The organism is Maridesulfovibrio sp. (genome assembly GCF_965230075.1).
Lineage (GTDB): Bacteria > Desulfobacterota > Desulfovibrionia > Desulfovibrionales > Desulfovibrionaceae > Maridesulfovibrio.
Map to the genome: position 1 here is coordinate 692155 of NZ_OZ245945.1, position 24810 is coordinate 716964.

Consider the following 24810-nt stretch of genomic DNA (forward strand, 5'->3'; position numbering starts at 1 on the left):
GGAGTAAACACAACCCAAAAAGCCCCCGGACTTTCGTCCGGGGGCTATGTATGTTTCTAATATTAATCAATACAGGGACTGTTTAGTTCTGCGGATAGGCAGTATTGTCAGGCAGAATCTTCCACCAGTTTTTGTCTAAACGTCCAGCCTTCACGGCTTCATCATACCATTCGACAACCAGTCCCTTCTTGAATCTCATCTTTTCTTTAACGAGCTTATCAAAAGGTACACCAGCCAGCTTCTGGGCTTTTTCCTTGGTGGAGAAGTCGGGGACTTCATAGTTGGTGACACCGTGATTTGCGAGAATGTTCTGAAGTTCCAGACGTGCTTCCATAGCTTTGTTGTTTGCAACACCAAGAAGGCGAAGGGTTTCACCGGGAGCATGGAAGAAAGAACCATGGCTGGCAATGGAGTAATCCCAGAGCCATTGTGCGGAACGAATAGTGTTAATGGGCTTTCTCATTTCATCTTCGGTTGCGCCCACTTCCCATGCCTTTTTGGCCAGCAGGTGTGCACTGGCAAGGCTGTTCATGGCGATAACATTCAGCTGGTTCTTACGCTTCAGCTTTTCTTCCACGATCTGCTTGAACTCTTCCTCGCTCTGGCGGTGGCAGGTCAGGCAGGAGTTGGCTATGTTGTTGAGAGGACTCTGAATCTGGTGATCAGAGAATTTAACTGCGCCTTCCTGAATGTAAGGCATGTGGCAGTCAGCGCAGGAAAGGCCGCGCTTATAGTGAATACCGGTGGTGAAGATTTCATAGCCGGGATGCTGGGCTTTAAGCATGGGAGTCTTGCTCAGGCCGTGAGTCCAGTCCTTGAATCCGTATTCATTGTAGTATTCTTCCATGTTTTCGGCAGCGAGTCCCTTGGCCCACGGGAAGGTTACTACAGCAGCAATTTGCTTGTTACCTGCTTTATCGGTGTAAGGGGTCTTTTTGAAGTAATATTCAGAGTGGCACTGGGCGCAGGCCAGAGAACGCATATCCTGAAAAGTGAGATCTTCCAGTTTTTTGCCGCTCGCTTCGAGGCCGCGCTTGAGATAAGGTCTTGAAATTTCGAGCTGGCTTGTCTGACTGTTGTGGCAGTCTGCACAGCCGATGGGGTTTACGATTTCATTGCCCATTCTGGCCCATTTCCCGGTGAAGTATTCAAGTTCACCGTCCCTTTCCATAATGCGCGGAACATCAGAGGATTTACAGGACCAGCATGCCATGGGCATGGGGCCGTCGTTAGGACCGGTAGGAGCTCCTGTGCGGAGGGTGTTGATGTTGCTTTGTAAGGCATTGAAGTGCCCGCGGGGTGCGTTATAGTCTTTGGCAAAACCGTAACCGGACCAGAGAATTGCCAGCTGGGGATATTTTTCCACCAGATCTTCAATCTTGTTACTGTCTTTGGTTTTTTTCCATGTGTCATATTGGCGAGGGTATTCCTTACCCCAGATGTCACTTCTGGCTTCTACTCCTTTTTCTTTAATAACAGGAGTTGTGTTCAGCAGAACCTGTTCAGTCTTTTTGGTGTTGATTGAAAGCAGCATGTACGTCATGAAGGCTATCGCGATAAGAGCCCCCACTAGTATTATAGTATTCTTCTTCATTTTTCCCCCATTCATATCCAAAATATTATTGAGTCCACTTTACGCCAAGTCTTACAGGTGCGGCATTGATGCTGCGCACTTTCCCGTGCGGGACATAGCGGTGGCAATCCCAGCATTTCCGTTCCCCTAACGACTCGCTGTCAAACGCATGGTAGCGGTCAACATTCTTGATGAGTGTTTTGGAAAAGCTGGAATGACATCTGATGCAGTTTTCTTGAACGCGACGGGCCCCATCCTCTGTGATGAGCATGCGTTTGCCGTATGTGTTCAATGTGAAAGCGACAGAGTGATTCCATCCGTCGCGGGTCTTGGACGCGTATTTGTCGATGTAATTTTCCACCGGCAAATGGCAGTCAACACATTGAGCTCGTTGAGCGTGGGAACTGTGCTGCCATGTCGCGTAATAACTCTCCATGACGTGGCAGTTGATACAGGCTGTGGAGTCATTGGACATGTAGGATGTGGCCTTGGACTCTTGGACCAAATACACCCCCATAACCACAGCGACTGTGACACTTGCCAGGGCACAGAACCGTAGAACCGTGTTAAAGTTCATAGGTACCTCTCTCTACAGATTTACTTTAGCCTCGGTAAACTTTGTTTTTTTAGTGCTCATTCCACTATAAATTTGATCCGCCATACCTCCTTGATTGGAAATAAAAAGATTGCACTACTGCCAATATCTCATATCCATGATTTTAAATCTATGACCTAAGTCAAAAAGATGGGTCAGTTTTTGAGGGCAGTGGTAAAATAAATATTTCACCCTCAGCACTTGAGGATGAAACAATATGCGGGTATCAAGGGCTGACCAAAGAAAAGACCAAGGATGGGATATGGCAAAAAAATTTACAGAACTTGAGCATAATATTCTGGCACTGGCGGGAACGAACCTTTCCTGGAGTGCAACTCCTTACGCTGATATTGCCGAACAGGTAGGCTGTTCCGAGCAGGAAGTGCTGGACCTTCTAAGTAATCTTAAGGGTGACAAGATCATCCGTCGTTTCGGCGCTACTCTCAGGCACCAGAAGGCCGGATATGGCGCAAATGCTATGGTTGCATGGCGGGTGACTGAAGATCAGGAACCGGAAAAAGTGGGTGAGTTCATGGCCGCGCGTCCGGAAATCAGTCACTGCTACCTGCGCCTTACTTATGAAGACTGGCCGTACAACCTTTATACAATGATCCACGGCAAAGGCCCGGACGATTGTAAAAACGTAGTAGCCGAGTTGGAAGAGCAGACCGGAATTACCGATCACTGCACCCTGCGCAGTCTCAAAGAGTTGAAAAAGACCTCCATGGTCTATTTCGAAAAGAAATAAATTTTTCCGGGGTTACAAATTCAAATTCCCCGCACATCAAAACGTCCAAGCGGCGAAGCCCTAATAAAAGTTTTTGGGATTCTTAAACCCTTTTTTAAAAAAGGGTTTAAGCCGCCGGAGGCGAAATCTTTTTATAAAAAGCGCGAAGCGCATCAAATTTCATAAGGAGTTTTTCATGGCTTCATCATCTGAACTTTTTAATAAAGCACAGGAGCTTCTGCCCGGCGGCGTTAACAGCCCGGTCCGTGCCTGCAAATCCGTTGGCTGCGATCCTTTGTTCATCGAAAAGGCCGAAGGCAGCCGCATGTGGTCTGTGGATGGCCAGGAACTTATCGACTACGTCATGAGCTGGGGTCCGATGATGCTCGGTCACGGCTATGAAGCAATCAAAGAAGCAGCTCACAAAGCTGTTGATATGGGCGCAAGCTACGGTGCTCCCTGCCCCGGTGAAATCGAACTGGCCGAAGAGATCATCAAAATGGTTCCCTCCATCGAGATGGTGCGCATGGTTAACTCCGGTACCGAAGCAACCATGTCCGCACTGCGCCTCGCCCGTGGCGTTACCGGCCGTGACAAAGTTCTCAAATTCGAAGGCTGCTATCACGGTCACAGTGATTGCTTTCTCGCCAGCGCAGGTTCCGGTCTGGCAACTTTTTCCATCCCCGGTACTCCCGGTGTTCCCGAAGGAACCGTAAAAGATACCCTGCTTGCTCCTTATAATGATCTCGACGCAGTTAAGGCCGTCTTTGAAAAAGAAGGTCAGAACATTGCGGCCATCATTGTTGAGCCTGTTGCAGGTAACATGGGCCTCGTGTTGCCCAAGGAAGGATTCCTTGAAGGGCTGCGCGCACTCTGCGATGAGCATGGCGCACTGCTGATTTTTGACGAAGTAATCACCGGATTCCGCGTAACTTCCGGCGGCGTAGGTCCCTGTTTCAACGTTACCCCGGACCTGACCACCCTTGGCAAGATTATCGGCGGCGGTTTCCCTGTAGGCTGCTACGGCGGTAAAAAAGAATACATGAGCCGCATCGCTCCTTGCGGTGACGTTTATCAGGCTGGAACACTTTCCGGTAACCCCGTGGCCATGGCTGCCGGTGTGGCAACTCTGCGTTCCCTGCAGCAGCAGGATTACGATGCTCTTGAAGCTCGTACCCTCAAGCTGGCTCAGGACATGAAAGCTGCTCTTGAAGCCAACGGTTTCAAGGTTAGCCTGAACCATGTTGCGTCCATCTTCACCCTGTTCTTTACTGATCAGGAAGTGACTGATTTTGAATCCGCCAAGACCGGTGATGCCGAGCTTTACTCCAAGTTCTACCGCCATATGCGTGAGCAGGGCGTGAACCTCGCACCGTCCAGCTTCGAGTGTACCTTCACCTCCTTCGCGCACAGCGAAGCAGATTACGAAGCCACTCTGGAAGCAGTTAAAAGCTTTAAAGGCTAAGAAGCCTCCGGGGTCTGGGGAAGGGAAACTTTCCCCAGACCCCATCCCTTCAAAACTTTTTATTATGCTTCGCAGTTTAAAATTAAAATTTATCTGCCAACAAAGTCCGCAATAGTGATTGAAACATTGCGGATTTCTTTTTTGGGAGTTTATTGTATTTAATAGCGAAGCTCCGGAGGGAAAACATGTCTGCTTCCATCGCAATATTTGCTCTTACCCAAAAAGGTGTCGAAACAGCTCGTAGACTTGTTGCTGTACTCCCTGCCGATTGCTACGTTTTAGATCGCTACGCCTCTAAAGACGAGATTTCCTTCACTTCACTGAAAAACATAGTTGCCGATAAGTTCTCCAAATACGAAAGCCATATATTTGTAGCCGCATCGGGCATTGTTGTACGCATGATTGCTTCGCTCTTGAAAAGCAAGGCTGATGACCCGGCTGTGGTTGTTGTGGATCAGGAAGGGGAGTTTGCAATCAGTCTGGTTTCCGGACATCTGGGCGGGGCCAATGAGCTGGCGCGCCTTATCGGGGATAAAATCGGAGCTATCCCGGTGATTACCACCGCGACAGATTGTGCTGGTGTGCCGTCCATGGACTTGATTGCTCGTGATCAGGGGCTGATTATCGGTGATATCGGTTTAATTAAACATATCAATGCTGCAATTCTGGATGGAGAAAAAGTCCCGGTTTATGATCCTGACGGTTTTTTGGACTTATCCGCCTACAGTGATTATTTTATTGTGGTGGACGATCTCGCGGTTTTGCACAAGTCCCGTTGCGGTGTTGTTGTGGACTGGCATGTTCATGATCTGCCGGAACGGGTGCTGGCCCTTTATCCGCGCTGCCTTACGCTTGGGGTAGGGTGTCGACGCGGGGTGCCTGCGGATGAAATCTTAGAGTTGATTCGCAGTGTTGTTGCGGATAATGGCATTGCTCTTGAGTCCATATCTTGTATGGGGTCAATTGATGCGAAGAGTGATGAAGCCGGGATGATTGCAGCGGCGCAGGTTTTAGGGCTGGATTTGAATTTTTTCAGTGCGGCTGAACTTGATGAAATTGAGGTCGCCAATCCTTCGGGTATGGTGATGAAACATATGGGAGTAAACGGCGTCTGTGAAGCCGCGGCAATGAAGCTGGCAAATGTTACGCAGATTCTGGTTCCCAAGACTAAAAGCGCGCGGGTGACCGCAGCAATAGCAAAGAGAATATGAATAAAGGTTGTATAAAAGTGATCGGGCTTGGCCCGGGTGATGAATGTCTGCTGGCCCCACAGGCTAGGCAGGCCATTGAGGATGCGGATGCCGTGGTCGGTTACACCGGATATGTGAAATTGGTTCCGCCGGAACTGCTCGATGGCCGCGAAGTGCTTTCAACTGGCATGATGGCCGAGGTTGAGCGTTGCCGCAAGGCCGTGGAAGCTGCCGTTTCCGGGCGTAATGTGGTTATGGTCTGCAGCGGCGATCCGGGCATCTATGCCATGGCCGGACTGGTTATGGAGCTGCTCGAAGCCGGAGAGCTGTTTGGCAAGATAGATTTCGAAGTCGTGCCGGGAATCCCCGCTTTTACTGCTGCTGCGGCTCTGCTCGGAGCACCGCTTATGCACGATTTTGCTTCCATCAGCCTCAGCGATCTGCTTACCCCATGGGAAAAGATTGAGAAAAGGCTGGAAGCTGCGGCTTCCGCTGATTTTGTCATCGCAATCTATAATCCACGCTCCAAGAAGAGGGCGGGGCACCTTGGTGAAGCTGTTGAAATTTTAAAAAAATATCGCGAAGGAACAACTCCGCTGGGAATTGTAAATCGTGCTTACCGCGATGGACAACAGGTGCGGGTGGTTACTTTGGACAGTCTTGATGTTAATGATGTTGATATGCAAACGGTTCTGATTGTTGGTAATTCTTCTACAAGAGAGATTGCGGGGAAAATGCTCACCCCGCGTGGTTATGCCAACAAGTATGACATTTGATTCAGTGCGGGATAACTATCTGATACCGCTAATTTTAATCAGTGGATTTTTTTACCGTGCTTGACATGGTTTTTTATCTAAATTAAATCCACAAGAAGACTGTAATTAGGTTAACGTTATTCTAAGGAGGAACTGAGGATGAAAAAGACCCTGCTTATCAGCATGGTAACAGCTGCTCTGGTTTGCGCTTTCGCGCTTCCCAGCCTGTACGCTGTTGATGCACCCGGCGACATGGTTCTGAAAGCTCCTGCTGGCGCTAAAATGACCAAAGCTCCGGTTGACTTTTCTCACAAAGGACACGCTGCTATCGACTGTACCAAGTGCCACCACAAGTGGGACGGTAAAGCCGAAGTTAAAAAGTGCTCCGCTGAAGGTTGTCACGTAGACACCAGCAAAAAAGGTAAAAAGAAGCCTACTTCTTTCTACTCCGCTTTCCATGCAAAGTCTGACATGAGCTGCGTAGGCTGCCATAAGGCTTTGAAGAAAGCTAAAAAGGCAACTGGCCCCACCAAGTGCGGCGACTGCCACCCCAAGAAAAAGAAATAAGTTTTCTTGATGTGTAATGAAAGGGGGCTGCCCGCCCCCTTTTTTTAAATTTTTTTTAAGAGGGTAGTCTATGACCCCGGATTCACCGGATAATAAAGGCGCGGAAGAGGTTCTCGACCTTAATGATGTTGCTGAAGAGGTTGATGCCAGCTTTGAGCAGGAACTCGAAGACCTTTTTTCTGAGGACCTTGAAATTGAAGAGCCTGAATTGACCATGGATGATTCAGACGATCTTCTTGTGCTGGACGATGTCGTCGATGAAAGTGTTGACGATGATTTGCTAGTACTTGATGACGTTGTTGAAGAGGCTTCCGGTGATGATGTTCTCGAGCTTGATGATGTTGTCGAAGCCGGGGACGATGATGCCCTTGTGCTTGATGACGTTGTGGAAGCTGGCGATGATGTTCTCGAGCTCGACGACGTTCTTGAAGAGGCTGGTGGTGACCTCCTTGAGCTTGATGATGTTATAGAAGAAGCCGACGATGTGCTTGATCTCGGCGAAGTTGCTGAAGAAGCAACAGAAATTTCCGAATCTCCGGTTGAAGAAGCAGCTGTTGAAGAGACACTTGAAGCTGATGCCGGGGATGATATTGATTTTGACCTCGGTGAGGCCGAACTTCTCGCTGCCGACGGTGTTGAAGACGGTGAGCTTGATGCTGACGGTCTTGATGGTCTTATTGACGACCTTGGCGGTGACGCTACTGTCGCAGAAGATGATGCCGAAGACATTGATTCCTTGTTTGATGAAGATTCCGAAGTCGAGAATTTGGATTCCCTGCTGGAAGAAGCTGGTGCGGACGAAGATGATGAGCTTGATGGACTTCTCGATGAAGTAGAGGACAAGGTCGAGCTTGGTGAACTTGGCGAAGATGTCCTTGCTGATGAAGATATTGAAGGCTTGCTGGCCGATGACCATGAGGAAGTTGTAGAACTTCAGGAAGAAGGTCTTGATCTGCTCGACGATGTTGTTGAGCAGCCCACTGAAGAACCTGTTCTCGAAGTATCTCCCGAAGTTGAAGTTCCTGAAGTTGAGGCTGTCGAGCTTGAAGTTGTGGAACCTGTGGTCAAAGAGCCTGTTGCAGAAGTAGCTTCAGTCGAAGAAAGCGAAGTAGTTGAGCCTGAGCTTGTCGCCGGGGATGTCGATATTGCAGCAGATCTTGAAATGGTTGCTGATGAAGACCTCGGAGCCGACGACGATGATCTTGATCTTGGGGAATTACTTGAAGATACAGAAATAGATTTTTCCGACCTTGATGCAGAACTGGAGGCTGAAGACGTAGAAGTTGCAGCCGATTCCGGTGAGCAGGCTGCTATTATTGAAGAGCTGGAAGCAAAAGCTGCTTCAGCTGCCAAGCGTGCTGAGGCCCTTGAAATTTCACTGAATGATGCGACTGAACGGATTGCAGTGCTGGAAGAAGCTCTTGAATCCGCTACTGAGCGCATTTCTCAGGTCGATACCCTTGAGTCCAGCATGACTGCTTTTGCAGAAAATATGCGTTTGCTTGAGGAGAAGGTCATGCAGGGTAGCGGAGTTGAGTCCGCGGTAAGCCAGCAGCTCAGCGAAGCTCTCCGACCTGACTCTGCTGCTGTTGTAGCCATTGCCGCTGCTGCTGCCGATGAGTTGGGCGACAAGGTTAATGATCAGGTTCAGCTTGGATTACGCGAAGTTCGGGCCGATGCTGAAGAACGTATTGCAGCCATGGAGAGCAAGCTTGCTGAATCTCCGGAGCTTGAACCGCGTATGGCAGCCATTGAGGCCCGCCTTGATGAAACTCCCGATCACGAGCCGCGTGTTGCTGCTCTTGAGTCCCGTCTTGATGAAGTTCCCGATCACGAGCCGCGTGTCGCAGTTCTTGAATCGCGTCTTGATGAAGCGCCTGATCTTGAACCGCGTCTGGCCGGAATTGAAGAAAAGATTGCAGCCCTGCCTGATGTGGAAGAAGTGGTCGGCAAGTCTCTTGAAAAAGAGCTTGATCCGGATTCCACAGCTTTTTATCGCATCAAGAGCCGCTTGACCGAGGATATCGAAGACTATCTCGCTCCGCGTCTGGTAGAAAAAATCGACGACATGAAGGGTGAGTTGGAAGAATCCTTCAAGGCTTCAGTTGAAGAATTGCTTGCTGATAAGCTTGAGCGGGCAGTGCCTGCCGAAGCTGCACGGATTATCCGTGAAGAGATCGCGGCTCTTGCCCGCGAACTTGAAGGCTAGCATTTTTAGATAATGTTTTTTTAATCGGTCCGGCGAACATATGTTCGCCGGACCGATTTGATTTATAATAAGTGTTTGGAAAAAATAAAAACTTTAGATCGCGGCTTTGCCAACCCTGACGGCGAAGCTTTAATAAAAGGTTTTGTGATTCTTAAACCCTTTTGGACAAATCCGCAGGAAAGCGGATTTGCCCGGTGCCGGAAAGGCAACGCCCCGAAGGGGTTAGGCCTAGGATGGGCCGCAATGAAAAGGGTTTAAGCCGCCGGAGGCATAAAAAGCGGGTCGACTATTTGGAGGTCTCATGCTAAAGAGCCTCACAAAAGAAGGGTGCTTAATAGGTTTTCTTCTTTTTACCCGCCCGGCGCCCTACCTGTGGAGGTCGTGGCCATTTCCCACCGGGCGGGGTTTTTCAAGCCTAATTAAGGATATACATCATGGATAAGATTCAGAAGCAGGCTTTACAGGTCGCCAAGGAAATCGTGGTTAAATTTATTGAGGTTGGAAGAATTTCCCCCTCCAATTTTTCTGAGCATTTCAACGCCATCCACGCTGACGTTGTTGCGTCTATTGTGGAGCAGGAAAATAAACTTGCCGAACAGCTTACCGCAGACGGCAAGGGAGATGCTCGATAGATGGCGCAGGTATCCCATCAGGAACACGGTAAAAAAGTCCGAGATATGTTCGGCAGGATTGCCGGGTGGTATGATTTTCTGAACCATTTTTTGAGTGCAGGGCAGGATGTCTACTGGCGTTACCGTCAGGTCAAATTGGTCCGTCCCGCTAAAGACGGTCTGGTGCTTGATTTGGCTGCCGGTACCCTTGATGTCTCTGTGGAACTTTTGCGCCAGTATCCGGACGTGAAAGTTCTGGCCATGGACTTCACCCACCAGATGCTTGCCTGTGGTAAGGCTAAAAAACTGGAAGGCAAACACGCTGGGCGCAGTGAGAAAATTGTTGCTGTTCAGGCCGACGGAAGGGTGCTGCCTTTGCCGGACAATTGCCTTGACGGGGCCACAATTTCTTTTGGCATCAGAAATATCCTTCCTCGTGAGGATTGCTATAAAGAAGTCCTGCGCACCCTTAAGCCCGGTGCACGGTTCTGCATTCTGGAATTCGGTTCCGGAAGTAAGATGATCTGGAAGGGTGTTTATAATTTTTACCTCAACAAGGTGCTGCCGCTGCTGGGTAAAATAGTTTCCGGTGATTCCGGGGCTTATTCCTATCTGGCGGATACTATCCGGGCTTTTCCGGATGAACGTGCTCTTGCTGAGGAATTGCGTGAAGCGGGTTTTGGACGTGTGATGTTTATCCCGTTGCTTTCAGGGATTGTTTACATACACGTTGCAGAAAAAACTGAAGAGTAGCGCTATAGATCGGTCAGGGACTGGCCGAAAGAGATGAGCAGCAAGCCAAATATCATGGCAATCAGCCCGAGGATACGTAACTGCCTCGGTCCCCGCTCAATAATTGAAATAAGGATTCTGGGCATACGCTCAGAAAAAACAAAATAGGGAATCCCTTCAATAATGAAGGCCAGACCAAGGGCGGACAGTAGAAAGGACCAATCGATATGCATAATGCTAGTTATGTATATGCGCTGATTGATTATGTCTACCCTTACGAAACAGAGTTCGTGTATTAAATTTTTAGGCCGGAATTATTATGTAAGTGTTTTAAGGACTTATTTTGTTATCTAAGTAATAAAGGACAATAAGTTATGATTAAATTCTCTGACATTGAAGAAAAGAAAACAACTATCGGCGTGGTTGGTCTCGGATACGTGGGCCTGCCTCTCGCAGTTGCCCTGGGCCGTAAATTCAAGGTACTTGGGCTTGATATTTCCGAACAGCGCGTCAAGGAATTGAACGAAGGCTACGACCGTACCAACGAAGTACTGGAAAATGATTTCCACAACTATGTTGATTTCAGCACCGACGCTTCTTTGCTGAAAGATTGCGGCGTGATTATTGTTGCTGTTCCTACTCCCATCGACGAAGCCCGCAACCCGGATCTGAAACCTGTTGTCGGCGCTTCCACCATGGTCGGTGAAAATATGTCCGCCGGTTCCGTTGTGGTCTACGAATCAACAGTTTATCCCGGACTTACTGAAGATATCTGCGTTCCCATTCTCGAAGATAAATCCGGCCTTAAATACGGTAAGGATTTCGGTGTAGGGTACTCTCCCGAACGTATCAACCCCGGTGACCGTGAGCACACCCTTGAAACCATCGTCAAGGTTGTTGCCGGTAACGATGCTGAAGTGGCTGAGCTGCTGGATAAGTTGTACTCCTCAATCATTACTGCCGGAACCCACCGCGCATCCTGCATTAAGGTTGCTGAGGCTGCCAAGGTTATTGAAAATACCCAGCGTGACCTGAACATCGCGCTTATGAACGAACTTTCCATGATTTTTGATAAAATGGACATCGATACCCTTGATGTTCTGGAAGCTGCGGGAACCAAGTGGAACTTCCTGCCTTTCCGTCCCGGTCTGGTCGGTGGACACTGCATCGGTGTTGACCCTTACTACCTGACCACCAAGGCTGAAGAAATCGGCCACCACCCGCAGGTTATCCTTGCAGGACGTAAGATCAACGACTCTGTGGGTAAATTTATCGCTGATACCACTATCAAGCAGATGATCAACGGCGACAGTAAAGTTAAAGGAGCCAAAGTAGGTGTTCTCGGCCTGACCTTTAAGGAAAATGTTCCCGATCTGCGCAACACCAAGGTCGTCGATGTAGTTGACGAACTGGAGTCTTTCGGCGTGGATGTACTTATCCACGATGCTTATGCTGATCCTGAAGAAGCTGTTGAAGAATACAACATCAACACTTCTTCTATGGATGATTTCAAGGATCTTGAAGCAGTTATTCTGGCTGTTTCCCACGATAAATATCGTGAGCTTGACCTTGATACCATTAAGAGCTGGTTCAGAAATCCTGAAAACGCTCTGATCATTGATGTTAAGTGCTTCTTTGACCGCAAGGATCTTGAAGAGGCCGGCATCAGACACTGGAGACTGTAGTCTTTGAAACCGATTCTTTTTGTTACGGCAACAGCCAAGGAAATGAAGGCCGCCTTGGGCGGAGTTTGCAAGCTGCCCCGCTTGGAGCAGGGTAAGCCTGTTGAGTTCATGCTCGGCAATCGTCCCGGGCTGTTGCTGGTAACCGGAATCGGGGTGATAAATACTTCTTTCGCCCTCGGGCGGGCATTGGCCGGAAATAATGTGGGCATTGTTGTGTTGGCAGGAATTGCCGGGACATTTGATGCTGAGCGTTTTCCCCTCTGTTCCGCCTGTGTGGTCAGAAAGGAAATCTGGCCCGAATACGGGTTGAAAAAGGATGGTCAGGTCGATCCCAAAGGACTGGGATTCAGTCTTGCGGAGATTGACGGCCAGCCAATCTGGAATGAAGTTGAACTTTGTTCCGGAAAAAGTCTTTTTGAATCAGGACTTGACCGATTTGAAAAACTGCCCGAAGCTGTGGCTTTGACCGTGAGCGGGGTGACCGCCACGGCTGAGGGGGCCGCTGCATATGTAAAAGAATATGGAGCGGATTTAGAAAATATGGAAGGTTTTGCGGCTGCGTATGTGTGCGCCCTTGTCGGGGTGGGGCTATGTCAGGTGCGGACTGTTTCGAACCTTGTAGGATCAAGAGATAGTAACGATTGGGATTTGCGCGGCGCCCTTGCCGAGCTGGGGCGGGTCTGCTCAGCTCTTGTCAGGTGATCTCCCAAAGCTGTTCTTGTTCTTTCGCAACCGGGGTAATTCATACGCGGATGATTGAGTTATTAGCCTATTTTAAAAAGGAACTGCCTCTTATCAACGGTTTTCTCGATGAGGAAACTGCTAAGCTTGAGGGGCTGGTAAAGGATGTAGCCAGACATGTGCTGCTTGCTCCGGGAAAGAGGATTCGCCCGGTGCTGACAATTCTTTCCGCCCGTGGACTGGGCTACGGGAAAGATGATATCTATCCTCTGGCCGGTTCATTGGAACTTCTCCATGCCGCGACCCTTCTCCATGACGATATTTTAGATGATGCCGACCTGCGCCGTGGCGTAGAGGCTTCCCATCTGGTTTTCGGTACCACTGAAACTATCCTTGCCGGGGATGTTCTGCTGGCTCTGGCTAACAAAATCGGTGCTGAATACGGCAAACCGCGCATCAGTGCCGTGCTTGCCTCTGGCATTATGGCCACTGTCGAAGGCGAGATCCTTGAAATCGCGCATATTTCCGAGCCGTTGATGGAACGAAACACCTACATGGATATCATCATCGGCAAGACTGCCCGCCTGATTGAAACATCATGCCGCCTCGGTGCTATCCTAGCTTCCGATGACCGTACAATGGAAGATGCGGTGGGGAATTTCGGTCTGAATATGGGGATAGCTTTCCAGCTTGTTGACGATGCTCTTGATTATGAATCACCATCTGATGATACAGGCAAGCCTGAAGGGGGCGACCTCAAAGAAGGTAAAATTACTTTACCTTTGATTCTTTATCTTGAAATGCTACAAGAAAAAGAAGCAGAGTTGCTGCTTGCTGAAATCAAGAACCGTACCCTTTCGGACGAGAAAAGAGACTATGTTCTTGCCCAAATCAGGAAACACGGATTGGGAACCAGAACCAGAACTTATGCTGCGGAATATGTTGAAAAAGCTAAGTCTTGTTTGGACCCGCTTCCTGAAGGCGGGGAGAAGCAGGTACTCAAACAGGCCGCGGATTTTGTGCTGACCCGGAAAAAATAGGTGAGACTAAAGGAGAGGAGCTGTAGCTATGAGTCTGGATGATATACTTGAATCACCACGATTGATGATGAAACTCAGCTTTCCTCCGGTCATGCTTCAGCTGATGCAGGAGGCCTGCAAGCCTGAACCGGACTTTGCCGTGCTGGGCAAAATTATCAGCATGGACCCTGCTCTTTCGACCACCATTCTTAATCTCGTTAACTCTCCATTTTACGGTCTTTCCCAGGAAATTTCAGATTTCAAGAGGGCTGCTGTAGTGCTTGGAACCCGCGAACTGCTTAATTTAGCAGTCACGGTTACCTACCAAAAGCACATCTGCAACCACATGGAACTGGACGGTTACAAAATTTATAATGACTGGATGCTCACCGTTTGGGGAGCTATTTCAGCACATCTTATTGCAACCCGTATCTGTCCGGAGCAGGCTGATAAAGTTTATCTCTGCTGCCTGCTTAAAGATATTTCTTTGTTCTTCCTGCGCTGTGCCGCTCCGGGAGAACTGCCGGATGAAATTTCAAAGAAAACGGTAACCCGTTCGAATCCCGGTCAGTCTGCTACTGAAAATGAAATATGGGGCATGAATCATGGTGCCCTCAGTCAGCTGCTGCTAACCCGCTGGAAGATGGACACTCTTAAATGTCCTTCTCTGCAGCATCATCATGCCATTGATGAGATAGACAGTTTTGACCTGCCTACTCAGGCTGTGATTCTGGCGACAAGATGGGCAGAACTTGAGTTGGGGAGTAACTCCGCTCCTTTTAATGTCCTGCAGTTTGAAGTTCAGTTGCAGCGCTCCCTTGACATGGATGAGGATGCCATTGAGGATTTCAGGGAAGTCTGCCGTACAAAATTTCAATCCATGCTCAAAATTCTCGGCATATCCGAGGATGGCGGGGATGCCAATTTTTACAACCATTCCATAAAGAGTCTGCAGTCCAGTTACTTTTTGAGCCTGGAGCTTCTAACTGCTGAGGGTGGAATTGATTCCATTGCCCGGATAATCGGCAGGCATCTCAAATTGAGCTGGGATATTGTTAGTTGGGAACTGGCTCTAAAATCTCCTCATACGGATAAATACAGATTCTACCGCATCACTGAAGGCAGTGGTCTTGAATTGGTAGCCAAGGATTGTGTTGAAGGTGAAATTCCGTGGCAGAAACGAGCTGATGGAGAAGACATTATCAGCCGTAATATTTTGTTCGGCAGGTTTCGATTCAACTCAAGGAATATGAATTCCGGAGACAGGAAGAGCCTCAAGCTTTATTTCCGTTTTATCGGTCAGGCCTACGAGCATTATTGTGCTAAGCAACACCTTATTGAGGACCGTGCTGAGACCCTTGATACCTTGCCCTTGGGCGTTGCCAGCTTGGATGTGCAGGGTGATCTGATTGATATGAACGAGGAAATGGTCCGTTTGATTGGCGGGGCTTCAATCTCTGGAACGAGAAATTTTAATGATCTTTTTAAGCTCGGTGTCGGTGCCGAGTTAGGGGCCAGCTGGCAGACATTTATTGATGATGAAGCCAAGAAATCTTTCAGCAAGATTATCTGCGTTAGCCTTAGAACTGGAGGCATGCCCCGTGACGCGTGTCTTTATGTCTCTGCTTACAAGCAGATTCGTGGTGGTGAGCATCTGATTTCACTGGTTATGGAAGACATCAGGGAAATGTCCGAGAGTCAGATTCAGGCTCTCAAACAACGTGATTTTCTTGAAGGGCTTGTTGATTCCATGCGCGATGTGGTGCTTACTGTGGATAGGCGGGGAAACATCACTTATGCGTCTTCCCGTTTTTCAAAGATATTTTTGGGCCGCAATATTTTCGATATTGCTACTCCCAGCGAGACTTTTACCGGTCGTTGGGGGCCGGATATGTTTGAGCGCGAAAAAACTGTGGTTGAAGTTCTTTTGAAAAGGACCGATACGGCCGGAAGGCCTTTTGAGTTTGTTGTCAGCAAGCTGGCCGGATCAGGGGAGAAAAGCCTTATTGTTGCCCGTGATCTGACAGCTATTCGCAGGCTGGAGGATAAGCTCAAGCGGCAGGCCATATTTGACGGTTTGACCGATCTTTTCAACCATACCCAGTTCAACACTCTGATGGCTCGCGAAATCAAACGCAGCAGGAGGACCGGACGTCCTGTCGGGTTGCTTTTCTTTGATCTGGACGGCTTCAAGGCTGTTAACGACAATGAAGGGCATCAGGTTGGAGATGAAGTGCTCAAAAGTGTGGGCGAAATCCTGCGCAATGAGCTTCGTTCCGGCATGGATTTTCCCTGCCGATACGGTGGAGATGAATTTGGAGTTATTGTTACCGAGGTGCGTGCTGAAGCTCTTGAAAAAATCGGCAACAGGATCAGGCTCCGAGTGGAGAAGAAATTTTCTGGTAAGGTCACAATCAGTGGCGGCCTCACCGTGCTCAAGGAAGGGGATACTTCCGCCAGCATGTTGAACCGCGCTGACAAAGCTACATATGAAGCCAAGGATTTGGGCGGAAATGTACTGGTCTGGGCCAAATAGGTCCGGACTTTAATCATTAAGAGGAGATAGCCATGCTCTGGCGTGTCGAGGTCGCACTTAAAGACCATGTCCGTGATGTTCACGGTCATAAAGTTTCCAATAAGATCAAAGAAGAACTCGGTATTGAGGCCGGTGAAGTCCGGACCATCAAGGTATATACTGTAGAAGGTCTTGAAAAAGACGAAATCGAAAAGGTTTTGGAGCTGGGCGTGCTGCACGACCCGGTCCTGCATACTCCTTCGCTGGAGCCGCTGGCCAAGGATTTCGCATGGAACCTTGAAGTGGGCTTCCGTCCCGGTGTTACCGATAACGAAGGCCGTACCGCTAAGGAATCAGTAATTCTGGTAACCGAACCTGCTGATGTAGAAGCGGTGAAGGTCTATACCTCCACTCAGTACCTTTTTGCTGAAGACCTCGGTCTGGAGCAAGTCAGCCATATTGCCAAGGACCTGCTGGCTAACGAACTCATTCAGCGTTTCGAAATCCGTTCCGCAGATGAGTGGGTAAAGTCTCCGGGCTTTGACGCCAAGGCTGCACGGGTTACCGGTAAGGCCAGCGATGAAGTTGCCGTTATCGATCTGGCTGCCATGTCCGATGACGAGATGATGGCTTTCAGCCGTGAAAACACCCTCGCTCTGAGCCTTGAAGAATTTCATTGCATCCGCAATTACTATGCTAATCCTGAAGTGGTTAAGCAGCGCGAAGAAATGGGCCTTACCGCCCAGCCTACCGATGCTGAACTTGAAGCTCTGGCCCAGACTTGGTCCGAGCACTGCAAGCACAAGATTTTCAGCTCCAAAATTGAGTACGAAAACAAGGAAACCGGTGTTTCCTCCACTGTAGACAGCCTCTACAAAACCTGCATCATGAACACTACCAAAGAAATCCGCGCTGAAAAGGGCGAAGATGATTTCTGTCTGTCCGTGTTCAAGGATAACGCAGGTGTTATCAAATTTAATGACAAGCTCAACGTTTGCGTTAAAATGGAAACCCACAACAGTCCTTCCGCTCTCGATCCCTACGGTGGAGCGCTGACCGGGATTGTAGGTGTTAACCGTGACCCCATGGGTACAGGGCTGGGCGCGAACCTGCTCTGTAACACCGACGTTTTCTGCTTTGCTTCTCCCTTCCATGAAGGTGAACTGCCTCCGCGTCTGCTGCACCCCCGCCGTGTATTTGAAGGCGTGCGTGAAGGCGTTGAGCACGGTGGTAACAAATCCGGTGTACCCACTGTAAACGGCTCAATTGTTTTTGATGAGCGTTACCTCGGTAAACCGCTGGTTTACTGCGGAACCGTTGGTACCATGCCTGTTGAATCCGCCGGTCGTCTCAGCCACGAGAAAAAAGCTCTGCCCGGTGACATCATCGTTATGACCGGTGGTCGTATCGGTAAAGACGGTATTCATGGTGCAACCTTTTCTTCCGAAGAATTGCATGAAGGTTCCCCGGCAACTGCGGTCCAGATCGGTGACCCCATCACTCAGCGTAAGATGTACGACTGCCTGATGCGCGCCCGTGACATGGGCCTGTACAATGCCATCACCGATAACGGCGCAGGCGGTTTGTCCTCCTCCGTTGGTGAAATGGCTGAAGACAGCGGCGGTTGTGATCTCGACCTCTCCAAGGCTCCGCTCAAGTATGACGGTCTCAAGCCTTGGGAAATCCTTGTCTCTGAAGCTCAGGAGCGCATGACTCTTGCTGTTCCACCGGAAAAGCTGGACGAGTTCATGGCCCTTGCCGATGAAATGGACGTAGAAGCTACTGCTCTCGGTACTTACACCGACAGCGGCCTCTACAACATCCGTTACGGAGAGAAGCCCGTAGCTTGCCTGCGTATGGACTTCCTGCATGACGGCGTACCCCAGATGCAGCTTAAGGCTGTTTGGGAGCGTCCTGAAATCGAATTTACCGGAGAACCGGAAGTTACAGATCATACCGGGCTGCTCAAAGACATGCTCGGACGTCTGAACATCTGCAGTAAAGAATACGTTATCCGCCAGTACGACCATGAGGTTCAGGGCCGCAGTGTTGTGAAGCCTCTGGTTGGTGAAGAGGAAGACGGTCCCGCTGATGCAGGTGTGCTGCGTCCTGACTTTGATGATGATAAAGGTCTGGTCGTATCTCACGGTATCTGCCCCAAATTCTCCGATCTCGACACCTACTGGATGATGGCTAACGCAGTTGATGAAGCTATCCGTAACGCGGTTGCAGTCGGTGGTGATATCTCCCACATGGCTGGTATCGATAACTTCTGCTGGTGCGACCCTGTTCAGTCCGAAACTACCCCTGACGGTCACTACAAGCTGGCTCAGCTTGTCCGTGCCAACCAGGCTCTGTCACACTTCTGCCGTGCTTTCGGAGTGCCCTGCATTTCCGGTAAGGACTCCATGAAGAACGACTACAAGGGCGGTGGTGTGAAGATTTCCATCCCGCCGACCGTACTTTTCTCCGCAGTCGGTATTGTCCCGGACATCAACATGTGCGTGACTTCCGACTTCAAGAAACCCGGTGAATTTATCTACGTGCTTGGCCTGACCCGCGACGAAATGGGCGGATCTGAAGTTGCTTCCCAGCTGGGCTTTGTACACGACAAAGTTCCTCACGTTGAAGCTCTTACCGCTAAGGCACGCTACATGACTCTTAATCAGGCCATGCGTCAGCGTCTGGTAACTTCCTGCCACGACCTTTCTGACGGTGGTCTGGGTGTGGCTCTTGCCGAGATGTCCCTTGGCGGACGCATCGGTTGTGAAGTCGACCTGCGTTCCGTACCCACTGAGTACGGCATGTCCACTCTGTCTGTGCTTTATAGTGAGTCCGCATCCCGTTTCGCGGTTACCGTGGCTCCTGAGAACGCAGCTAAGTTCGAAGAACTCTTCGCCGGACAGATCTGCCAGCGTATCGGTATGACCATGGGCGGCAACTCCTTTGGCCTTATGGAAGGCTCTGACGGTATCGTCCGCTGCAAGACCGAAGAACTCGCTACTGCCTTCAAGGAAACCCTTAACTGGTAGTCGATATTCAATAAGAAATTTAGGCCGCATTCCGTATGGAGTGCGGCCTTTTTTGTCTTCTCTGAAAAAACTCTAAACCGTAACCGAACCGTGGGACTGTTACAGCCTTCACTCCTTATTTAAATAGGCAAAAATCAGCAGTTAGTTTCTTCGTGTCAATGCGAAAATTTTCAGGAGGATTTTGCCATGAAAGGTTCTAATGTGAGGGTGGACCTGCATGTACACTCTAAATATTCAACCCGCCCGTCCCAGTGGATTTTGCAGAAGCTGGGCTGCCCGGAGAGCTTTACCGAGCCGTTGAAGATTTATGATAGAGCACTTGCCCGGTCCATGAATATGGTCACCATTACCGATCACAACACCATTAACGGCAGTCTGGAAATCGCCCACCTTGATAATGCCTTCATCAGCGAAGAGATAACCACATATTTCCCGGAAGACGGTTGTAAGCTTCACGTCTTGGCTTACGACATTACTGAGGAACACCACCGCGAGTTTCAGAAGGTGCGGGAGAATGTTTTTGACCTTGTCCCCTACCTCCGTGAGCAGGGCATTGTGCACGTGTTGGCTCATCCTCTTTTCGCAGTCAATGAAAGGCTGACTCCGGAACATTTTGAACAGGCCCTGCTTCTGTTCAACACCCTCGAATTGAATGGTACCCGTGATGAAATGCAGAATTCAGCGCTGCGTACCATTGTCGATAATTTGACTCCTGAAACAATTGATCTTCTCGCCAATAAGCACAACATAGAACCTTATGGTAACACCCCGTGGGTAAAAGGGTTGACCGGAGGCTCTGATGACCATTCGGGTATCAATATCGCCCGGGTTTATACTGAGATTGTTGATGTTTCGACTCCTCAGGAAATGCTCAAGGCAGTCAGCGAAGGGCGGACAATGGTTCAGGGCAAAGCAGCAACTCCTCATACCATGGCCCATAACCTCTACGGTATTGCTTACCAGTTCTATAAAAGTCATTTTGACTGCACCAAGCTCAAGCGCTCTGTTGAGTGTTTCCGTTACATCGACAATGTCCTTGATCCCGGAGATAAGGAAAATCCGTCCTTTCTTGATAAGCTGCAGAACTTTATCTATCGCCAGCGCTCAAAAAAATATTTCAAGACTTCCGATTCCGTGCAGGCCGCTTTGTTGCGCGAAGCCAACCGCATCGTTGAGAGTGACGAGCGTGCCCGCAACATAAGCTGCGGCTTCCGGTACAGCCCGGAAGAGCTGGAAGACGAATGGCTCCGTTTTGTAGGTAATGCCACAGACAAGGTCCTTTCAGGATTAGGTGACAAGATAATCAATAGTGCCTTGGGTGCGAACCTATTCGATGTCTTCCATACCATCGGTGCAGCGGGCTCTCTGTATACCTTGTTAGCCCCGTATTTTGTTTCTTACGGGCTTTTTGCCAGTGAACGGGAGTTTGCCCGGGATTGTCTTTCTGCTTTCGGTCATAAGGACCCTCTGGATGGTGAAACCAAGATCGCCCATTTCACTGATACCTTCAGCGATGTGAACGGAGTGGCCCTGACTCTGCAACACCAGCTTGATGTAGCCCGCAAGCACGATAAGAATCTGACCGTAATCACCTGCGGTTCTGAAGGTTCAAATGATCAGGTCGTAAATTTCAACCCCGCTGGGGAATTTGATCTTCCCGAATATCCGGAACTGTCATTTAAATACCCCCCCTTCCTGCGAGTTCTGGCTCACTGCCTTGAAAACAATTACACCCTGCTTCATCTAGCAACTCCCGGACCTGTAGGGCTTGCCGGACTGGCTGTAGCAAAGTTGCTCAAGCTTCCGGTTCACGGCACTTACCACACAGCCTTTCCGCAGTATGTGCGTGCCTTTACCGATGATACTGGGTTGGAAGACATGGCCTGGAAATTTATGATCTGGTTTTACAATCAGATGGATACGGTTTTTGTTCCCTCAGAAGCTACCGGGGACGAGCTGGTTGAGAAGGGCGTAAAGTCATACAAGATCAAGGTTTACCCCCGCGGAGTGGACATCAACCGCTTTACCCCGGAAAAACGCAACGGTTTTTATGATGGGCGTTTCAAGGTTAAGGAAGCTGTTAAGTTGCTCTATGTGGGCCGCGTTTCGCGTGAAAAGAATCTTGATGTACTCACCGACGCTTTCAAGACAGTCGCTACCATCAGGCCGGAACTGCACCTTGTGGTGGTCGGGGACGGTCCATATCTCGAAGAAATGCAGACAAGACTGGAAGGATGTCCGGTTACATTTACCGGATATCTCGGCGGTGATGAGCTTTCAGCATGCTACGCCAGCTCTGATGTGTTTGTTTTTCCCTCAGCAACCGATACCTTCGGCAATGTGGTCCTTGAAGCTCAGGCTTCCGGACTTCCGGTAATCGTCACTGATTGCGGCGGACCTTGCGAGAACCTGATCGAAGATACCACCGGATTGATCGTAGAAGCCGGGAATTCCGATGCCCTTGCAAGGGCTATTGTTCGCCTCGCAGATCACCCGGAATTGCTTCAGTACATGAAGAAGAGCGCCCGCACTTACACAGAGAAACGTTCTTTTGATGCAGAATTTTTGAAGACTTGGACTATGTATGAAGATTTGTCCAAGCGTTCAGTTATGCAGCAATAAGAAGTAAAAGTACCTGCCATATAGAATCAGCCCCCGTGGACTTTGTCTGCGGGGGCTGGTTTGTTGCTCACAAAAAAAGGCCCGGCAACTCGCGTTGCCGGGCCTTTCAACTAACCTATATATCAGAACTATTCTTCGTCTTCGACTGCGTCGGAGATAGCGCATTCGGTGGTCAGCAGGAGGCTGGACACGGAAGCGGAGTTCTGGAGAGCGATACGGGTAACCTTTTTGGGGTCGATAACACCGGCCTTGATGAGGTCTTCGTATTCACCGGTACCGGCGTTGAAACCGAAACCGTCTTTGCCTGCGGCAACTTTCTCAACAACAACGGAACCTTCGAAACCGGCGTTGCCAGCGATCATGCGCAGGGGCTGCTGTGCAGCGCGGCGGATGATGTTGATACCTGCGAGTTCGTCGTCGTTGCCTGCTTTGAGGTCATCGAGGACTTTAGCGCAACGTACGAGAGCGGTACCGCCACCAGCTACGATGCCTTCTTCAACAGCTGCGCGGGTTGCGTTCAGAGCATCTTCAACGCGAGCTTTCTTTTCTTTCATTTCAACTTCGGTAGCAGCGCCGACTTTGATTACTGCAACACCGCCGACCATTTTGGCGAGGCGCTCCTGCAGTTTTTCGCGGTCGTAGTCAGAGGAAGAGTCATTGATCTGAGCTTCGATCTGCTTAACGCGTGCTTTGATTTCATCAACAGAACCAGCACCGTCTACGATAACGGTGTTTTCTTTGTCTACGCGTACACGCTTTGCGGTACCCAGACCTTCAACGGTCATAGCGTCAAGGGAGAGGCCGATGTCTTCGGAAACAACAGTCGCACCGGTGAGGGTTGCGAGGTCTTTGAGCATTTCCTTGCGGCGGTCACCGAAACCGGGAGCCTTGATAGCGCAAACATTGAGGTTGGCGCGCAGTCTGTTAACTACGAGAGTAGCCAGAGCTTCGCCGTCTACGTCTTCTGCTACGATGAGCAGGGGACGGGACATTTTCAGAACCTGCTCGAGGATGGGGAGCAGTTCTTTCATGTTGGAAACTTTTTTCTCAACGAGAAGGATCATGGGATCTTCGAATTCGCAAACCATTTTGTCGGTGTCGGTTGCGAAGTAGGGGGAGAGGTAACCGCGGTCGAACTGCATGCCTTCTACAACGTCCAGTTCGGTTTTCATGGATTTGGCTTCCTCAACGGTGATAACGCCTTCCTTACCTACTTTATCCATGGCTTCAGCGAGGATTTCACCGATGGTGGAGTCGCTGTTAGCGGAGATGGTACCGACCTGAGCGATTTCAGCTTTGTCGCGGGTAGGCTTGGCAAGTTTGCCGAGCTCTTCAACGATAGCTTCAACAGCGGAGTCGATACCGCGTTTGATGGACATGGGGTTACGGCCTGCAGCAACAAGCTTTACACCTTCTGCGAAGATGGACTGGGCCAGAACGGTAGCAGTGGTGGTACCGTCACCTGCGATGTCGTTGGTCTTGGAAGCAACTTCCTTAACCATCTGTGCGCCCATGTTTTCGAACTTGTCTTCGAGATCGATTTCCTTAGCAACAGTCACACCGTCTTTGGTGATGGTGGGAGCGCCCCAGGATTTTTCGATAACAACGTTACGGCCCTTGGGTCCGAGGGTAACCTTTACTGCTTCTGCGAGGGTGTCTACACCTTTTTTCAGGCGGTCACGTGCAGTTACGTCAAATTCAATTGCTTTTGCCATGTCTTATATTCTCCTGATCTGGAAAAAATTAATTTATTAAGGGGATATTACTCGACGATTGCGAGGATTTCTTCTTCGCGCATGATGATGAATTCGTCAGCGTCGATTTTCAGTTCGTTACCAGCGTATTTTGCGAAGAGAACTACGTCGCCGGCTTTAACGGTCATGGGGGTGTTGTCTTTACCGGGACCTGCAGCAACAACTTCACCTTTCATGGGCTTTTCTTTTGCGGAATCGGGGATGATGATGCCGCTGGCGGTCTTCTGCTCAGTTTCTACACGCTTAATGAGTACACGATCCTGTAAAGGCTTGAGATTCATGGTTCCTCCAGAATAAATAAACTTTTTTAGATAAGATAAGTAATCCGCGAAGTTATGGCGGATCGTACTTTTAAATTTCAAAGCCTGCGTATCTCAGCAGGCCGGATGCTTCCGTAGAAGCTGACATAAATTAAGACAGCCTGCGCATATGTCAACACCGAGATTCGAAAAAAGTGCTGCTTTTTTTAAGTCAATTCAGGTTATGAGATTTGAATCAATTTTGAGATCATGCTGTTCTTTTGGCGCAATCTGCTTGACATTCCTTTGTAAATGCTTGTAAGCCGCCCATTCCGCCCTGATTTTACGGGCCCGCTGCACCGGCGAAAAGTTTCTTTTTTGTGCTTTTTACTGAATATAATGTCTTCTCTGGTTAAGATTTACTTTTCGCTATGGCCTTTTCTAAATTTCTGGTGTAGTGGGCTTTAAGGGGTACGGACATCCGCCGCTTAAGCGCGGGAAAAATACTTTTGAAGGAGTTAACTATGAGTAAAACTGTTCTTGTAAAGAAAATCCGGGAAAAACTGGAGCTGAGTGCAAAAGACGCATCTGCCGCACTGGACGGCGTTCTCAGCGCAATTGAAGATGGCCTCAAAGAAGAAGGCAATGTTACCCTTACAGGTTTCGGTACATTCAAGACTGTAGAGCGTTCCGCACGCACCGGACGCAACCCCCAGACCGGCGAAGCAATCCAGATTCCCGCTTCCCGTGGCGTAAAATTCACTCCCGGAAAATTCCTCAAGGACGCAGTTAAATAATTCTGGTTCTGACGAAGTTTAAAAGCCGTTTCCGGGTAACTC

20 protein-coding genes are annotated in these 24810 nt (G+C 49.4%); 15 read left to right on the forward strand and 5 right to left on the reverse strand.

What is annotated here, in order from left to right; translation table 11 throughout:
* Positions 1-82: 82 nt before the first annotated feature.
* Entirely contained in the window at positions 83-1594 is a 1512-nt protein-coding gene (nrfA, locus tag ACO05Z_RS03070; RefSeq protein WP_421900386.1) for an ammonia-forming cytochrome c nitrite reductase, read from the reverse strand.
* 25 nt (positions 1595-1619) lie between these two features.
* Positions 1620-2150, reverse strand: coding sequence for a cytochrome c nitrite reductase small subunit (nrfH, locus tag ACO05Z_RS03075; protein ID WP_421900388.1), 531 nt, complete (start codon positions 2148-2150; stop codon positions 1620-1622).
* Positions 2151-2430: 280 nt separating this feature from the next.
* On the opposite strand from nrfH, the gene ACO05Z_RS03080 reads away from it, so the two are divergent.
* The 8 genes from ACO05Z_RS03080 to ACO05Z_RS03115 all read left to right on the forward strand — a co-directional run bounded on the left by ACO05Z_RS03080 (position 2431) and on the right by ACO05Z_RS03115 (position 10445).
* Positions 2431-2916, forward strand: a complete 486-nt coding sequence (locus ACO05Z_RS03080; RefSeq protein WP_421900390.1) for an Lrp/AsnC family transcriptional regulator — start codon at positions 2431-2433, stop codon at positions 2914-2916.
* A 175-nt stretch (positions 2917-3091) separates the two neighbouring features.
* On the forward strand, positions 3092-4360 hold the full coding sequence (hemL, locus tag ACO05Z_RS03085) for a glutamate-1-semialdehyde 2,1-aminomutase (RefSeq protein ID WP_421900392.1): 1269 nt from the start codon (positions 3092-3094) through the stop codon (positions 4358-4360).
* A gap of 185 nt (positions 4361-4545) precedes the next feature.
* Positions 4546-5571 (forward strand): cobalt-precorrin 5A hydrolase, encoded by a 1026-nt coding sequence (locus tag ACO05Z_RS03090; protein ID WP_421900394.1) that lies wholly within the window; start codon positions 4546-4548, stop codon positions 5569-5571.
* A complete protein-coding gene (gene cobJ, locus ACO05Z_RS03095) occupies positions 5568-6326 on the forward strand; it encodes a precorrin-3B C(17)-methyltransferase (protein WP_421900396.1) in 759 nt (252 codons plus the stop codon). The genes ACO05Z_RS03090 and cobJ overlap by 4 nt, the downstream gene beginning before the upstream one ends.
* Before the next feature lie 138 nt (positions 6327-6464).
* Positions 6465-6872, forward strand: coding sequence for a cytochrome c3 family protein (locus ACO05Z_RS03100; protein WP_421900398.1), 408 nt, complete (start codon positions 6465-6467; stop codon positions 6870-6872).
* Between the two features lie 70 nt (positions 6873-6942).
* Positions 6943-9081, forward strand: coding sequence for a hypothetical protein (locus ACO05Z_RS03105; RefSeq protein WP_421900400.1), 2139 nt, complete (start codon positions 6943-6945; stop codon positions 9079-9081).
* Positions 9082-9515: 434 nt separating this feature from the next.
* Complete coding sequence (locus ACO05Z_RS03110) at positions 9516-9713, forward strand: hypothetical protein (RefSeq protein WP_421900402.1); 198 nt, start codon at positions 9516-9518, stop codon at positions 9711-9713.
* On the forward strand, positions 9714-10445 hold the full coding sequence (locus tag ACO05Z_RS03115; protein WP_421900404.1) for a ubiquinone/menaquinone biosynthesis methyltransferase: 732 nt from the start codon (positions 9714-9716) through the stop codon (positions 10443-10445).
* Positions 10446-10447: 2 nt separating this feature from the next.
* Here the strand turns inward: ACO05Z_RS03115 and ACO05Z_RS03120 are convergent, their stop codons facing one another.
* Complete coding sequence (locus ACO05Z_RS03120) at positions 10448-10657, reverse strand: DUF2065 domain-containing protein (RefSeq protein WP_015850645.1); 210 nt, start codon at positions 10655-10657, stop codon at positions 10448-10450.
* Positions 10658-10798: 141 nt separating this feature from the next.
* On the opposite strand from ACO05Z_RS03120, the gene ACO05Z_RS03125 reads away from it, so the two are divergent.
* From ACO05Z_RS03125 to ACO05Z_RS03150, 6 genes are all read left to right on the forward strand, one after another.
* Positions 10799-12109: a nucleotide sugar dehydrogenase gene (locus ACO05Z_RS03125; RefSeq protein WP_421900406.1), complete on the forward strand. Its 1311-nt coding sequence runs from the start codon at positions 10799-10801 to the stop codon at positions 12107-12109.
* 3 nt (positions 12110-12112) lie between these two features.
* Positions 12113-12811 (forward strand): futalosine hydrolase, encoded by a 699-nt coding sequence (gene mqnB, locus ACO05Z_RS03130; RefSeq protein WP_421900408.1) that lies wholly within the window; start codon positions 12113-12115, stop codon positions 12809-12811.
* A 50-nt stretch (positions 12812-12861) separates the two neighbouring features.
* The gene (locus ACO05Z_RS03135) at positions 12862-13830 is read left to right on the forward strand and encodes a polyprenyl synthetase family protein (protein ID WP_421900410.1); all 969 of its coding nucleotides are present in this window, start codon (positions 12862-12864) and stop codon (positions 13828-13830) included.
* Between the two features lie 28 nt (positions 13831-13858).
* Positions 13859-16345 (forward strand): diguanylate cyclase, encoded by a 2487-nt coding sequence (locus tag ACO05Z_RS03140; RefSeq protein WP_421900412.1) that lies wholly within the window; start codon positions 13859-13861, stop codon positions 16343-16345.
* A 32-nt stretch (positions 16346-16377) separates the two neighbouring features.
* Positions 16378-19356, forward strand: a complete 2979-nt coding sequence (locus tag ACO05Z_RS03145) for an AIR synthase-related protein (RefSeq protein ID WP_421900414.1) — start codon at positions 16378-16380, stop codon at positions 19354-19356.
* Between the two features lie 186 nt (positions 19357-19542).
* On the forward strand, positions 19543-21978 hold the full coding sequence (locus tag ACO05Z_RS03150; RefSeq protein ID WP_421900416.1) for a glycosyltransferase: 2436 nt from the start codon (positions 19543-19545) through the stop codon (positions 21976-21978).
* 128 nt (positions 21979-22106) lie between these two features.
* On the opposite strand, the gene groL is transcribed toward ACO05Z_RS03150, so the two are convergent.
* The gene (groL, locus tag ACO05Z_RS03155; RefSeq protein ID WP_421900418.1) at positions 22107-23693 is read right to left on the reverse strand and encodes a chaperonin GroEL; all 1587 of its coding nucleotides are present in this window, start codon (positions 23691-23693) and stop codon (positions 22107-22109) included.
* A gap of 47 nt (positions 23694-23740) precedes the next feature.
* Positions 23741-24013, reverse strand: coding sequence for a co-chaperone GroES (locus ACO05Z_RS03160; RefSeq protein ID WP_421900420.1), 273 nt, complete (start codon positions 24011-24013; stop codon positions 23741-23743).
* 482 nt (positions 24014-24495) lie between these two features.
* On the opposite strand from ACO05Z_RS03160, the gene ACO05Z_RS03165 reads away from it, so the two are divergent.
* Positions 24496-24768, forward strand: a complete 273-nt coding sequence (locus tag ACO05Z_RS03165) for an HU family DNA-binding protein (protein WP_015850656.1) — start codon at positions 24496-24498, stop codon at positions 24766-24768.
* Positions 24769-24810 lie beyond the last annotated feature (42 nt).